We start from the raw sequence: 15,039 nt of genomic DNA on the forward strand, positions 1-15,039 counted from the left end.
ACAGCGCATGCGCTGTGAATTGGTGGCATCCCTGCTGCACCGTCCTTCTGTGCTATTTCTGGATGAACCGACGATTGGACTCGACATTGTCGTGAAGACGGAAATTCGCGAGTTCCTGAAGCAGCTGAATGCAGAGCATGGAACTACGATTTTGCTGACTACCCACGATTTGCAGGATATCGAAGCTCTATGTACGCGTGTCATTATGCTCGATGATGGACGCATTATTTATGACGGCGGATTGGACACGCTCAAGTCGACGTGGGGCAAGGGACGAGAGGTCCGTTTCCAATTTGCGAAGCCTATGCGAGCAGGTGATGTTGAGGCGCTTACGTCCGGCCTTGATGTGGAATGGACAGTTGAATCTCCTTATGAAGCCGGAGTTCTTGTGCCATTTGCCACGAATGTATCGGATGTCATAGGGCGAGTGGTTGGCGGTGCGTCGATATCGGATTTGAGCATTATTGAGACGAATACCGACGATATCGTTCGTGAGATTTACAAGGCGGGCACGGCGGAGAAGCCGGAAGGACTGAGCCCTCTCTTGGCTATGCAGGCGCAAGAGTCGAAGACAGAAGACCTTGAATACAAGGAAGAGAACGACAAGGAGAAGGAAGCGGTGACTCATGGCTAGCGCATATCTTGAATTTATCCGCATTCGCTTCCTGTTGATGCTGGCTTACCGTGTTAATTACTATTCCGGCATTCTCATCTATACGCTCAACATTGGCGTGTATTATTTCACCTGGCAAGCGATCTACGGCGGACAAGGAACACTTGCAGGCTTTACGGCTGACCAGATGACGACCTACATTGCGGTATCTTGGATGGCGCGCGCCTTTTACTTCAACAACATGGATCGTGATATTGCCACGGAAATTCGAGATGGCAGCGTAGCGATCCAATTTATTCGGCCTTACAATTACCTATTCGTCAAGCTGATGCAGGCGTTCGGCGAAGGCTTGTTCCGGCTGCTGCTCTTCATGGGGCCAGGTATGATTATCGCGTGCATTCTCTTTCCAGTGAAGCTTCCGCAAGATCCGAAGCAGTGGGCCGTGTTCGGTGTCATGCTGTTCATGAGCTTCTTGATCAATTCGCAGTTGAATATGCTGACAGGATTGACGGCCTTTTTCATCGAAAATAATGAGGGCATGATTCGTATGAAGCGGGTTGTCGTCGATTTGTTCTCTGGTGTTATTGTACCGATCAGCTTCTTCCCAGGCTGGCTGCTCGCGTTGAATGAATGGCTACCATTCCAAGCGATCACGTATTTGCCGAGCTCTGTATTTACAGGCAGAGTGGTGGGCGATCAAGTGTGGGCGGCACTCGGCATCCAATTGCTGTGGGCGGTAGTGCTTGTTATTCCAATTGTGCTGCTGTGGCGTTCCGCGCGCAGACGCTTGTTCGTGCAGGGAGGTTGATCACGATGTATTACTTCGGACTTGTTAGTGAGTATTTGAAAAACTATATTAAAACACGCCTTACCTATCGTGCAGACTTCTGGATAGAGATCGCATCGGATCTTCTATTTCAGGTCACGAATTTAATCTTCATCTTCATCGTTTTCATGCATACGCCAACATTGGCTGGCTGGACGCGTGATGAGATGGTGTTCGTCTATGGCTATTTCATGATTCCATATGGCATATTCAGCTGCTTCTTCAATCTGTGGGGGTTCAGTGAGCGATATATCGTAAAAGGGGAAATGGACCGGATATTGACGCGTCCAGCGCATAATCTATTTCAGATTCTCCTTGAAAATGTAGATCCCCCCTCCATTATCGGATCTATCGTCGGTGCAATCATGATGGGCATTTGCTGGAACAGGCTTGGTCTCGACTTCGGCATCATGGAGCTGCTCATGCTGTTCGTGATGCTGATCGGATCGGTGATGCTGTACTTCGGCATTTATTCTGCACTAACATCGATTTCATTCTATTCGGATGCGCCGACAGGCATTCTGCCGCTCGTGTGGAACATTCAGAGCTACGGTCGTTATCCGCTAACGATCTATAATCGGTTCATTCAAGTGCTGCTCACATGGATTCTGCCGTTCGCATTTGTGGGCATCATTCCTGCCTCTTACTTCATGGAGGGCAAAGGATTGCAGCAGATGGCGCTCCTGACACCGGTTGTGGGAGTTATCTTCTTCGCCCTTGGGTTAACGCTGTGGAACATCGGTGTTAAGCGATACCGCGGGGCAGGATCCTAATTGAATAGGTTGTCGCCTTCCAAGTCAGCAATAGGTTTGGAAGGCGTTTTTTTATACACGTAGAAAGAATTAGAATCTAAGCCTCGTTGTTTTTGAAAAAAAGAGTGGGGGATGATAAGCTTAATGCAATAGAACGGCAGTCTTGGCTGCTGGGAAGGAGCCTCATACGAATGACACAATCCACGCAAGTTGAACTTGGACAAGTTATCCCTGACTTTACGCTGCCGGCATCTACCGGACAGGACGTGAAGCTGAGCGACTACCGGGGCAAGAAAGTCGTGATTTATTTCTATCCGAAGGATATGACGCCAGGCTGTACACAGGAGTCATGTGATTTCCGTGATTATCATGGAGACTTTGAGAAACATGGCGTTGTCGTGCTTGGCATTAGCCCAGATCCGATCAAGTCGCACACCAAATTTATTGAGAAGCACAGCCTGCCATTCACGCTGCTGTCTGACACGGAGCATGAAGTAGCGGATCTGTTCGGAGTATGGCAGCTTAAGAAGATGTACGGTCGCGAATATTACGGCATTGTTCGCTCGACCTTCCTCATTGATGAAGAAGGCAAGCTCATCAAGGAATGGCGAAGCGTCAAGGTGAAGGGACATACGAATGAAGTGCTGGAAGCGGTACGCGAGCTCGCATAGCGTCGCTTCATCTATATAGAAAGGGCTGTCCCCATCAGGGAGACACCAATGAATCAGTCCCGCAAGGAAGGGAAAGACGCCTCCAAAACCACTGGATTAGTGGAACGGAAGCGTCTTTTTTCATGCAACTTCACAGTAATACGGGGTACCCAATGTCAACATTGACTTCTGGGGAAGCCCTTTTTCAAATCGTGGCATGTACTTAGTTTAGTACACACGGTGGATAACATCCTCGAAATCCGGCTCTTCCATATGAACGTCTTCCACTTCACCGAATTGACCCAGGATGCGGAGTGCTTCCATGGCACTCAGCTCCTCGCGATTGCATTCCACGGTTAAGGTCTGGCCGTTCAATTCACGGAAGCGAAGCGGGCTGGGTACGTTTTTAGATTGGTCAGGGATTTGGCAGCTGCTTCGATAGGTAACCGAGATGACAGTCGGCAAGCCGATGCGCTTGCGCAGGTCGTCGATTGTGCCGTCGAAGCCGAGCTTGCCATGATTAATGACGATAACGCGATTGCACAGCTGCTCGATATCGTCCATGTCATGTGTTGTCAGCAGGATCGTCTTGCCGAGCTCCTGATTAATCGTCTTTAGGAACTGGCGAATATTCTTCTTGGCGATGACGTCGAGGCCAATTGTTGGCTCATCGAGAAACAGAATGTCCGGATCATGCAGCAGCGCGGCCGCGATATCGGCGCGCATTCGCTGCCCGAGCGAGAGCTGACGTACGGGCGTATTCATGAACTCGTCCATCTCAAGCAATTCGGTCAGCTGCTTGATGCGCTTCTGCTTCTCTGCAGGATCGAGCCCATACATCGCGGACAGAATATCATAGGAATCTCGCGTCGGCAGATCCCACCATAGTTGAGTGCGCTGTCCGAAAAGGACACCAAGCCGGCGGGTTACTTGCCGACGGGCCTTATAAGGACTTAGTCCAAATATCCGCACGTCGCCAGATGTCGGATGCAAAATGCCAGACAGCATCTTAATTGTCGTAGACTTGCCTGCGCCATTCGGCCCAATATATCCGACGAATTCACCGCTATTGATCGTGAAGCTGATGCCCTGAACAGCTTCCTTCACAATCTTGTCGCGAGAGATTAGGGAGCGAATGCCCTTGAAGGCACCTTCCTTCGGGGCGGGCCGGACGAAGCGTTTATGTAAATCGGTTACGGTAATCACGAGTATCCCCCTTTAATTCCGTTCGTTACGTGTGTTGCCTGTTGCTTTTTCAGGTTGATTGTTGCCGTTATTGCATTCTGCTCTATAGCTAGTTTTATATCAAGCTGCTGATCGAACTTCATACCGAACTACATATCGAGTTCCATATCGGGCTCTGCATTGTGCTCAATATGGACGTCAGCTTAGCTCCCTGTGCTCTGATAACGGGAAATCCCAATCTTCCACACGCGCAGGGCAATCAGGAACACGACGGTCGTAATCGCGGTGGACAGACCAATTAGCCATATGCCGGATTGATGACGCAAGATGTAGAGCGAAGGAATATAGTTCGCGAACCCGACGGGAATGATGCTAAGCAGCACTCCTTGCATCCATTTCGGATAAATGGTCATTGGGTATTGCGCTGCCGTACGAGCAGCATCCTCCGTAATGTTCTGCAATTCCTCGATACGGGTTACCCAGAAGCCGGCCGATGCGGTTAACAATCCAATGGCAAACAGCAGGACGGCACCCGATAAGATGACAAATATCGTGAGCGGTATGGCAGTCCATCCAATCTGTCCGCTGCGCATCATAACATTCATGCTGATGGTCAATATCGCGGTTCCTTGGATGAACTCTCCGAGCCTAATGGAGAAATTCTGTGACATCAGCGCCAGCAGTACAGGGACAGGACGCAGGAGCAGACTATCAAGAGCTCCGTTAACCAGATAGTTCTCCAAGTGGTGCACGTCCGAAGCAATCATTCGGTATATTGCCTTGGACAAGGATAAGATGGCATACAAATATCCAGCCTCCGCCAAGCTCCAGCCTTGGATATGGCCGAACTTCAGCAAAATGACTGCAAGCATAAGAAATTCGACGACACTGATAACGGCCGCCATTAGCGTAGAGAACCAGAAATTAAACTTGTACTGCATGCGGCTGCGAATACTTGCGCGCACGAGCAGCACATACATACGAATCCACTTCATCCGCCCTGCACCTCCACCTTGCGTCGCATAATCCCGGTAACGGCGAGACATGCGGCAGTGAATACGATGCACCACATCAGCGAACCTAACAGCGCGGACGGGGATTCCATGCCGAGATAGATTCGAGTAGGGACATAATGCAAGAACGGATAGAATGAGGCACGACTAATGTCGGCAAGCCAAGATGGCAGCCATTCGATTGGAATGAGAAAGCCCGACAGCAGCATGCTGAACGCATAATTGACCCAGTACAGCCAGACTGATTCTGTTGTCCAGAGCGCAGCGGCTCCGATCAGATAGTTCAGGCAAATTGAAATGTACGCGGCCAGCGTCAAAGCTACAGCGGTCCACACGTAAGTGATAATGGTAGAGGGGACGTGAAGCGGCATTACGAAGAAATATAAAATGTAGATCGGTAAAAACTTGTACACGAACTGGTAGGCGATTTGCCCCCATTCCTTGCTCATCAGCTGATAGAACAAGTGAACGGGACGAACGAGATCAAGGGCGATCTGTCCGGTTCGGACGGACTGCTGGATGCCAAGTCCATTCGTTAGAAAGGCAGCAACCCACAAGCTAGCTTGATTGAAAGCGACGTAGCTTACGATGCCATTCAAGCCATACTCGCCAAGCGGCCTTCCTTCGCCAATCCCTGTCCAGATCGAAATGTAGATAAATCCGAACATGAAGCTGGCGATGTTGTGCACCATATGGGCACTGCGGTATTGCAAATTACTGAGATACTTTTTGCGAGCCAAAGTAAAAAAGAGCATTCTCCACCTCCGTCATCTTCTACGTATTGCGGCGTGCCATACTAGTGATGCTAGGTGAAATGAATAAAAAGAGAGCGAGGAATATAGTACCAGATACGTTGTTGAGATGGCAAGTATTATTTTGGATGCAGCACGGAACGGCTGAAAGTTAATACTCATATTCCTGTCCTTGTTCCTATACTTGCCAACACCTAGATTTACGATATATAGTATATCTAGGTATTACATAGATATGGGAGGGATAATCGATATCATGCAGCCTAAGGTTAGCAAGGAACTATTAAAAGGCAGTACGGCTATGCTTATCTTGTCCATGCTGGAGAAGGAAGAAATGTATGGCTACGAGTTGTCCAAGCGATTGGAAGCCGCGTCTTCGGGATTGTTCGCTCTAAAGGAAGGGACGCTGTATCCAATTCTTCATGCACTCGAAAGTAAAGGCGAGGTGGAAGCTTATTGGAATGAGGCAAACGGCAGAGCCCGCAAATACTACCGAATTACGGAACAGGGGCGCAAGCTTCTGCAAGAGAAGACGCAAGAATGGCGCTTATTCCGTCGTTCGCTTGATCAGGTGCTGGGGGAGGTATAGGGATGACGCGGAGTGAGGAAGGAAGAGACACGAAGCACAGCTCTAACCTTGAACAATTTGTAGGTGATGTTCTGGCTCACGTGAAGGCCAAGCAGATGCACGGTGAGATTCGAGCAGAATTGCTGGATCATCTATTGAATGAGATCGAGTATGGGATGGATCATGGTATGGATGAATCAGCGGCTGCACAGCAGGCAGTGCGCAACATGGGGGGGCCTTCCGTTATGGCAGCGCAGTTCAATCAGGTGCATCGTCCTAAGGCGCCTTGGAAGCTATGGATATCCGTATTCGTGTGGATTGCTATTTGTGTAGTTGGCTTGTTTGCCGTGCAAGCTGGGAATCCTCAAGATCTTTATCGCTTATCTGCCGAGGGCTATGCATGGCGTCTAGTACCGGGGGTGGTGGCTTTTCTGTTTGCATTTTGGGTAGGTTATCAGAAATTGCAAAAAGGAGCAGTGTGGCTATATAGCTTAACTCTGCTGCTTAGCATCCTTACAATTTATTCATCTTTGAGTATAAACGGACAATCCTTTCTGTCAATTGGGACTATCTCGATTAATATGTTATATATTAGTCCTTTTTTGGTTCTGATCGCGCTGTATTCGATAACGAGCAATAAATTCGTTAAGATGCATCGTACGACACTACTTCTCGCCTTATTATCTCCGCCTATTATTATCTATCTTGCAGATGGCCGGCTATTGCAGTTATGTACCTTTCTATGCGGGGTGCTGGTCGTTGGTAAGTTAGCAGGATGGAAGTGGGGACATTTTAAGTGGGCTGCTTGTGGGATTGTAATTGCAGGAGGACTATGTTACGGATTCATAGAGAGGTTGCGCCTTCTAGTGAATATAAGAATTGAAAATTGGCTCCATACGCTGAACGGTTCTGCAGACATTTCATACCTCCATAACATCACCCAGCAAATTCTTCGCGGAGCAGGCTGGTTCGGCCATGGTATAGGAGAGCTTGCATCCCTACCTTATGTGACTAGCGATAACTTAAGCATTGCGATCATTCATATGTTCGGTTGGGTAGGCGGTCTAATTATGCTGATAGCTCTCACTATTATAATCACGACCATGTTCAGGCAAGCTTTGCTATTTCGCGATCCTTATGCCAAAGGTCTTGGAATTCTGATCAGCAGCATGATGGCTGTGCACTGCTTGTTATACATAGGAGGGATTATTGGCATTATCCCTATCAACGGAGCAGGGTTCCCAATGCTTGGTTCAGGCGGGAGTGAGATTGTATTGTGGATGATGCTGCTAGGATTGTACTCAAGCGCACATTGGAATAAAGATATGATACCGGTTATGAATCGGTGATCTACACATATGCTCGTAGTAGCAGCAACGAGGAAAAGGTGACATCCAATCGATGTCCCCTTTTTTTGAATAGGAAAATGTTGTTATTCGACTAGTGAAATCGTATGATCAAGGAGTAGCCGCAATGAAATGAAGGTGGCACCCATTCGGTGTCATCTTTTTTTATTTCCGCCATATAATCTAGCAATAGGGTAATAGAAACAAGGACAAGTTCACGATGACTGCACTACGAAAGGGAAGAAGGAGACGATGATAATGATGAATGGCAAGTTGAAATCGGTAATGATAACGGCGCTGTGCGCCTTGCTTGTTCTGATTGGAACGTTGACGTTCGTAGACGGACAGCCACCAACGAAGCATATAGCTTATGCTTCGTCAGGGCATGTGGTGGATAGGCATGAATCTAGTTCACATACACTGGTGGGGGTCGGAGATCAGACTTCTGTGTTGTCAGCGGCTGTTTCTTCACAGATTGCAGGGCAACAGGTTGGTGTTGAGCCTGCGGCTGCACCGGTTCTAGTAAGCAGTAAGAGCAAGTCTGAAGTCCCTGCCAATAAGCCGGACAAGGTCGTGTATCTGACATTCGACGACGGACCAAGTGTACATACGAAAGAAGTACTCGATATTTTGCAGCAGGAGAAAGTGAAGGGCACGTTCTTCGTATTAGGTCAGCAAGCAGAACGGAACCCTAAGCTAGTGGAGCGAATTGTAAATGAAGGCCATGCATTAGGCAATCATAGTTATAATCATGATTATTCAGAGCTATACAGTGATTTCCGTAAATTCTGGAGTCAAATTAAGCGTACAGGCGAGGCTGTTAAGAAGATCGTAGGCTATGAGCCAGAACTTGTTCGTGCTCCAGGCGGTACATTTTTGAACTTTGACAAGCAGTATTTTGATTTGATGAATCAAGCAGGCTATCTCGTCTATGACTGGCATGTAGACAGCAACGATTCGAAGCGGCGCGGTGTTCCTGCGAAGGAGATTGTTCAAGGCGTCAAAGACGGTGCTCTGCTTCCGTCAACCGTCGTGCTTATGCACGATGGGGTGGGGCATGGCGAGACCGTGAAGGCACTGCCGGAAATTATTCGCTATTACAAAACGAAGGGGTATACCTTTGATGTGCTCTCTTCTTATGTGAAACCTGTGCAGTTCAAGCTGGCTGCCAAGCAGCGCTGGTCGAGAACATCTGTAAGTAAAGCGTGGATCGAGGCCAACGTGAAGCCGATTCAAACAGTGAGCAATGATAAGGCACAGAAGCCGGGTCAAAAGCCAGACACTACCGCAGGCGGCGCAACGGATCCGAAGACGAATCAGAAGCCTGCTGAACCAGTGAAGCTGGACAGACAACTGACGATTGCGACGGAGCAAGGCGAACTTGAATTTGCGCCGGATCAGTTCATGAGTTATCAAGATCTTACCTATGTTCCGCTTCGTATGCTGGTGGAGCGATTGAACGGTACCGTGAAATGGAATACAGAATTGGAACGGGTAGATATTGAGTGGAATAATAGTTCGTTAGGCATTGATGTACGAGCGGGCAAGATGGAGTTGATTGGTCAATCAGGAGAGGACGGTGAGGTGAAGGTGCAGCCTCTTCGTATTGTGACCGAGAAGTATGTAACATGGGTACCATTACGGCAAGTGTTGGATGCATTCGGTGTAAAGATGACTAGTTATATGCTGTCCCCGCTTAAACCAATAGAGAAGCAAGAGTAGATGGAGTAAAGAGTAGATGTATGATGAAAATGTACCTGCTATGGATAAGAGAATGCAAAATTGATAGGTTTGAAAACAAATAGCTTGGGCGACACTGGTATATAGAACGGCCCGGGACGATTACAGGACGTGCAGAGGCACGCGGGAATCGTTCCGGGCTTTTTTTTGTCATGTGTTGTCTATGAATTGCAAAGAAAAGAAAGTTAAAAATGATATACACCGTTCAGAGTTGATAGGGAGGGAATCGCATGACGAATGAATGGAGTGTTAGTGGTGGACAGCGTCCCCAGCGGGATACAGATGTGTGGCTGGCCGAGTTCGCGCAGCGGGGCTGGATTGCTTATCTGGAACGTATGGAGCAGGTCATTGTGGGCAAGAGAGAAGTGATTACGATGGCGGGGCTTGCGATGATAAGCGGGGGACATATTCTACTTGAGGATGTGCCTGGGGTTGGGAAGACGGTACTGGCACGTGCCATGGCGCGAGTGACAGGTGGATCCTTCCGTCGCATTCAGATGACGCCCGATATGATGCCTGCTGATATTACGGGCAGTATGGTTTGGGAGCCAAGCAGCGGTGAGCTGCGCTACAGCGAAGGAGCACTCCAGGCGAATGTAGTGCTCGCTGATGAGTTGAACCGAGCCCCTGCTAGGACGCAGTCAGCTCTGCTTGAAGCGATGGAGGAGCGGATGGTGACCGTGGACGGCATGACGCGTCCGCTTCCGGATCCATTTATGCTGATCGGTACTCAGAATCCACAGTATTTCGAAGGGACGTATCGGATGCCGGAAGCGGAAGCAGATCGCTTCATGATGCGATTGTCAATTGGATATCCGCATGCTGAACATGAGGCAGATATGCTGCTCCGCCAGCGAGAAGAGCATCCATTGATGCGTGTTAAGCCGCTATGGACTCCAGAGGAATGGCGCTTACTCGTGAGACGCGTGCATATGGTGCATGTAGATGAAGCACTGTGCCGCTATATGGCGGATCTGGCGCTAGCGACTCGTACTCATGAATCGGTAGCGCTCGGGGTCAGTCCCCGGGGAACGCTTGCGTTGATGCGCTCAGCACAGGCACATGCTTGGGTAGAGGGACGAACTTATGCCGTGCCAGACGATGTGAAGGCTGTTGCAGTCTATGTACTGGCGCATCGGCTACAGCTCCACAACCATGCCGTACGAGCAGGCATTGTGGCTGAGGAGATTGTGCTGGAGGTGCTGGGTCACACAGCTGTACCCGGATTCCCATCAGGTTCTGCAGGAAAGAAGGGGACGAGCGGAGGTGGTTCGTCAGCCTCTACGAGTCTGGCTGGAAGGACTAGACAAGCTTCCACTTATCGTACACATGCAAGGGATGTGCAGTTCCCATCTGTTCAAGGAGAGCAGACGAACTCACGCCAAGCAGGGAAGCGCATATGGTTCGGAGGAGATTATCAATGAAGCAAGCGCTAAGACATCTATTCACAGCTATCGGCTGCTTGGCGCTGGCGTGGATCGGGTTTCAACGGGAAAGTGCTGCAGTCTGCTTCCTGGCAGCCATATTGGGTGTCATGTTGGTTAGCAGCGCCCGTTCTTATTGGATAGGAAGCAGGCTGCGCTCGGTGCAGACTGTACACCAACCGATTATTCCGCAGCGCAATGAGAACAGGAACATGGTATTTCTCGTCACCATGACAATGAAGCGTCCGTTTCCCGTATTGTGGCTGCGAGTGACAGAGTTCTGGACTCGTACAGGAGGGGCAGGAGGGGCGTGGATGTGTCGACGACTTCTATTTCCTCGCCGCCGCCAATCTCTTACTTTTACCTCATCCTTTGCAGGGGCTCCGCGAGGTGTATATGAGCTTACCCGCATTGAGCTTCAGTATGGGGATGTATTCGGTTGGTTCAAGCACAATGCAATCATCCGTCCGAGCGAAGAGAATGCGCCTGTATGTATTATGGCACCTGATCTCAGCACAGGAAATGGGTCGGCTAATGAGCAATATGCAATGGAAATTACGGAAAGCTTGGGAAGCCCTGAGAACACAAGCATTTATGGAACGGCTGAGCGGCAACAAGAGTCAGCGCTGTTCTCCCCATCCTTATATGGAGAAGGGGGCGAGCCGTGCACAGCAGTGACGAGTGGGATGCAAAGTGCTGAGCTTCGAACGTACCGTGCCGGGGATCAATGGAGATCTATTGACTGGAGAATGTATGCGAAGCGCCGATTGCTTGCAGTTCGTGTTCCTGAAGCGGGACAACTCGAACAATGGGATATTGCAGTGGATGATACAGGGTGGCGGAATGAGCTGACTCAGCATACGACGAACATGAACTCAAAAACAAATACGAACATAAATAAAAACACAAACAAAAGTACAAATATCAAAACGACTGCGAATAAGAAATCGAGCGCGAAGGCAAATATGGGTGACTTGCAAAAGGAAACGAAGCTGCTGCAACAAATGGAAGCAACGGTTTCAGCGGCAGCAGCCCTTGTAAGACAGAAGATGGAAGCGGGACATACCGTTCGCTTATTCTGGATCAGTGATGGAGCTAGTGTGCATGGTGCTCGGAATGCTATTATCGCACTCGCTGCCGAGCAGCTGGGCAAGCGTGAAGAACACCGTTGGAACTATGAAGAGGGAACTCCTTCGATGGTGCATGCAAATGCAGCAGTCCCTAGAAGGCTTGCCGTTGTAAGTTGGGACAGACACTCCCAGAAGTGGGGGGCTGCACAGCATTTTACGGGGCTTCACCAAGTGGATCAATGGCTGAATGCTGACGAGATCCAACGATTCGAGCCATCAGCGACTAGAATTGTGGGCAGCCAGAACACAGCGAATGCGAGTGTCTCGGCGGCAGCAAGTGAGCGAGTCGGAGTGAGAAGCAGTGAGCGAATGAACGATAGTGAGAACCGAGGTGAGTATCGTGTATCTACCGACAGTTGGACGACAGCACAAGGGTAAATCGCAACCGCTGCATACATCTGCGGCTCCAAGCAGCAAGCTTACCTGGTTGATGCGTTGGAAGGCTGCTGGATTTACTGTACTGCTTTTCGCCTTGTTCGCAGAGTGGTTCTATCCCCTGCAAGAGGTGGGACGCAATATTGACTTGAGCGATGTTCGCCCATTTCTCGTTGCGGTGGCGATATATTTGCTTCTTGGCTCAATTGTTTACCATACTGCACTGTCTGTGGTTCTGTATGGGATGGTGGCGATTGGAACGACCGCTTGGATGTTCGGCTCCGTTCGAGTACTTCCCCATGCGTCAGACTCCTGGCTAATGGGTGAAGGGTTTGTCCGTTCTTTGTTAGCAGGCTTAGGCAGAATCGGTACCGCACTGCGCACAGATATCAATGGCTGGATGGATGGCCATTGGCTGAACACAAGTGGTGAATTGCGGACACTGCTTCTTCTCATCGGTTGGGCGATGCTGGCGTCATCGATTCAATCGCTTATGTTAAGCCGCAGGACGGTGCTCTTTTTTACGGTGTCAACAATTGTTTATTTATTTGGATTCGAATTGGGATTCGGTATCGAAATAACGGGATCGGTCGCGCGAACGGTTGGCTGGGGATTGCTCTTGTCAGCGTGGCTGTATTTGGATGAACAGTTGGACTCTGATACAGAACGCTCACGCATTGGACATTGGCCATTTAGCTGGTTGTTGTGCGCCTTGCTGCTGTCCTTAGCCGTGGTTGGGATTGCTGAAGGAATCAAGCAGGTGTATGCATGGCCGAAGCCAATGCCGCTGAAATCGTTCGAAGCATTGACGCAGTCATTACAACCAAATGATTTGGCGGAACGAGGCAGGGGAAGAAAAGATGGGAATAACGGATCGGCTGTAGAGGGGCAGGATCAAGTCCGTACATCGATGATGGTAACAGGCTATAGCACAGACGACTCTGAGCTGGGACGTCCATTGCGTGACAATAATGAGGAATGGTTCACCGCGATATCTCCTGAGCCTACGTATTGGCGGGGAGAGAGCAAATCCATCTATACGGGGAGGGGCTGGACGAGCCCGCAAAAGGGAGAAGAGAAAATTGAACTGTCAAGCTCTTTGCAATTAGACCAAACGGGGGGGCATGAAGGGTGGTCGGAACCTTTTCAACAGACGATTATATGGAAGGGGTTCAAGCCGAAGTATCCCTTGCTGTTCGGAGGGGTGCCAGAGCGGATAACCTCTTGGCTTCCTAATGCAGAAGAGGCTGGAAATGAAGTTCCATCACAGCATTTCGTTCGCTATAATTCCCTATCCGAACGGTACGGAGCTGACATCGGAATATCGGATACGACGGGGATTCCATTAACCTATCAGTATGAGACAAGGGTGTTTCGTTTTCAGACAGAACTGCTTCAATCAGCACCGGAGAAGGTGTGGTCGGATGATATACGCGCGACCGGATTGCAGCTGCCAGAGGCGCTTCCGAATCGCGTTCGTGAGCTAGGCAAACGCATTACAGCGGGGGCAGACAGCCAGTATGACAAGGTTCGGAGGGTGCAGCAGTTTTTGCAGCAGGAATACATGTATACCAAGTCGGATGCAATCGTCCCGCCAGCCGGAAGGGATTTTGTCGATTATTTTCTGTTTGACTCGAGGCAGGGGTATTGCAATCATTTCTCGACATCAATGACCGTGCTGCTTCGCACTCAGGGCATTCCAGCCCGCTGGGTGAAGGGGTTCGCTCCGGGAGAAGCTGATTCGCCTGGACATTACACAATTCGAGGGACGGATGCTCATTCCTGGGTTGAGGTGTATTTCGCCTCCATAGGATGGGTGCCGTTTGAAGCGACTCCGCCTATAGGCGTACCAGGAGGCTCTGTGGCTGCTTCGAATCCTGACGTCATTACGGCTTCTACTCCCATAAGCGAAGGTACGAGCGGATTATCTACCGCTGCATCAGAACAAGCCGGGTACCGTACGCCACCAGAGGTTGTCGCGATGTTGAACGATGCAGCAGCCGAGAAGACTGGAGAGGGTTGGGGGGCGGTTCGTCAGTTCGGCAACAAGATCGCACAATGGTGGGACACTGGAGTACAGGCCACTCGTGCCCATATTGAGCAGGAATGGCATGCGCTTCAGCGTGTTCCCGAGGAATGGACAAGCGAGGCTTCCCGCAGTGGGATTGGTACAGCGTTGCTATCCCTTGTCCGCAAGGCGGTTACACAGATGCCGGTTCTCCTATTTGGCGGCGTGATCTTTATCGTGTTTCTATTGCTCACTATGAAATGGGCATGGCAGCGCAATGCGATGCAGCGCAAACTTCGCCGACTGGTGCATGCGCAGCAGCACAGCTTCCGTATGAGTCGCGTACAGGAAATGGGGCGTATCGCTTGGTCGCTTGTCGAGCGCAAATACGGTGCTAAGCCATGTGGAATGACATGGAATGAGTATGCTGGGCAAGCTGCCAGAACTCGTATTCCATCTGCAAGCAATCCGACACGCCATACAGAACATCAAGACTTGGAGCGTGATAAGGAACCGCTAGATCAATTTATAACTGCATGCAATTTGCTTTTCTTCGGGGGGCAGCAAGGGAATGCAGCTGTACAGCAGCAGTTTGTTGATGGCTGTGCACGAGTGCTTCGCGACTGTAATCGAGATAAGCGATGAATCCTCCAATTA

Annotated in this window: 13 protein-coding genes; 10 read left to right on the plus strand and 3 right to left on the minus strand. The window is 49.9% G+C overall.

The window, feature by feature from the left end:
- The 4 genes from BBG47_RS22580 to bcp all read left to right on the plus strand — a co-directional run.
- The coding region (locus BBG47_RS22580; RefSeq protein ID WP_175400619.1) for an AAA family ATPase at nucleotides 1–634 on the plus strand (634 nt) is incomplete at its 5' end.
- The gene (locus BBG47_RS22585) at nucleotides 627–1,421 is read left to right on the plus strand and encodes an ABC transporter permease (protein WP_065293593.1); all 795 of its coding nucleotides are present in this window, start codon (nucleotides 627–629) and stop codon (nucleotides 1,419–1,421) included. The genes BBG47_RS22580 and BBG47_RS22585, both read left to right, overlap by 8 nt.
- A 5-nt stretch (nucleotides 1,422–1,426) precedes the next feature.
- Nucleotides 1,427–2,212: an ABC transporter permease gene (locus BBG47_RS22590; protein WP_021252237.1), complete on the plus strand. Its 786-nt coding sequence runs from the start codon at nucleotides 1,427–1,429 to the stop codon at nucleotides 2,210–2,212.
- Between the two features lie 170 nt (nucleotides 2,213–2,382).
- Entirely contained in the window at nucleotides 2,383–2,862 is a 480-nt protein-coding gene (gene bcp / locus BBG47_RS22595; protein WP_065293594.1) for a thioredoxin-dependent thiol peroxidase, read from the plus strand.
- A gap of 207 nt (nucleotides 2,863–3,069) precedes the next feature.
- On the opposite strand, the gene BBG47_RS22600 is transcribed toward bcp, so the two are convergent.
- The 3 genes from BBG47_RS22600 to BBG47_RS22610 all read right to left on the minus strand — a co-directional run bounded on the left by BBG47_RS22600 (nucleotide 3,070) and on the right by BBG47_RS22610 (nucleotide 5,794).
- Entirely contained in the window at nucleotides 3,070–4,047 is a 978-nt protein-coding gene (locus tag BBG47_RS22600) for an ABC transporter ATP-binding protein (protein ID WP_065293595.1), read from the minus strand.
- Between the two features lie 182 nt (nucleotides 4,048–4,229).
- Nucleotides 4,230–5,021 carry an ABC transporter permease gene (locus BBG47_RS22605; protein ID WP_065293596.1) on the minus strand — a complete coding sequence of 264 codons (792 nt, stop codon included), beginning with the start codon at nucleotides 5,019–5,021 and terminating at the stop codon, nucleotides 4,230–4,232.
- Nucleotides 5,018–5,794, minus strand: a complete 777-nt coding sequence (locus tag BBG47_RS22610; RefSeq protein ID WP_021252233.1) for an ABC transporter permease — start codon at nucleotides 5,792–5,794, stop codon at nucleotides 5,018–5,020. The genes BBG47_RS22605 and BBG47_RS22610 overlap by 4 nt, the downstream gene beginning before the upstream one ends.
- Before the next feature lie 253 nt (nucleotides 5,795–6,047).
- Here BBG47_RS22610 and BBG47_RS22615 point away from each other — a divergent pair, with 253 nt between their 5' ends.
- The 6 genes from BBG47_RS22615 (at nucleotide 6,048) to BBG47_RS22640 (ending at nucleotide 15,027) form a co-directional block, all read left to right on the plus strand.
- Entirely contained in the window at nucleotides 6,048–6,380 is a 333-nt protein-coding gene (locus BBG47_RS22615; RefSeq protein ID WP_065293597.1) for a PadR family transcriptional regulator, read from the plus strand.
- A gap of 2 nt (nucleotides 6,381–6,382) precedes the next feature.
- Entirely contained in the window at nucleotides 6,383–7,708 is a 1,326-nt protein-coding gene (locus BBG47_RS22620; protein WP_065293598.1) for an FtsW/RodA/SpoVE family cell cycle protein, read from the plus strand.
- A gap of 255 nt (nucleotides 7,709–7,963) precedes the next feature.
- The gene (locus BBG47_RS22625) at nucleotides 7,964–9,427 is read left to right on the plus strand and encodes a polysaccharide deacetylase family protein (RefSeq protein ID WP_065293599.1); all 1,464 of its coding nucleotides are present in this window, start codon (nucleotides 7,964–7,966) and stop codon (nucleotides 9,425–9,427) included.
- 248 nt (nucleotides 9,428–9,675) lie between these two features.
- Nucleotides 9,676–10,869: an AAA family ATPase gene (locus tag BBG47_RS22630; protein ID WP_065293600.1), complete on the plus strand. Its 1,194-nt coding sequence runs from the start codon at nucleotides 9,676–9,678 to the stop codon at nucleotides 10,867–10,869.
- Nucleotides 10,866–12,377 (plus strand): DUF58 domain-containing protein, encoded by a 1,512-nt coding sequence (locus BBG47_RS22635; protein ID WP_065293601.1) that lies wholly within the window; start codon nucleotides 10,866–10,868, stop codon nucleotides 12,375–12,377. Before BBG47_RS22630 ends, BBG47_RS22635 begins: the two co-directional genes overlap by 4 nt.
- Entirely contained in the window at nucleotides 12,340–15,027 is a 2,688-nt protein-coding gene (locus BBG47_RS22640; RefSeq protein WP_065293602.1) for a transglutaminase-like domain-containing protein, read from the plus strand. The genes BBG47_RS22635 and BBG47_RS22640 overlap by 38 nt, the downstream gene beginning before the upstream one ends.
- Nucleotides 15,028–15,039 lie beyond the last annotated feature (12 nt).

The sequence above is a fragment of the Paenibacillus sp. KS1 genome, from assembly GCF_001680695.1.
Taxonomy (GTDB): Bacteria; Bacillota; Bacilli; order Paenibacillales; family Paenibacillaceae; genus Paenibacillus_B; species Paenibacillus_B suaedae.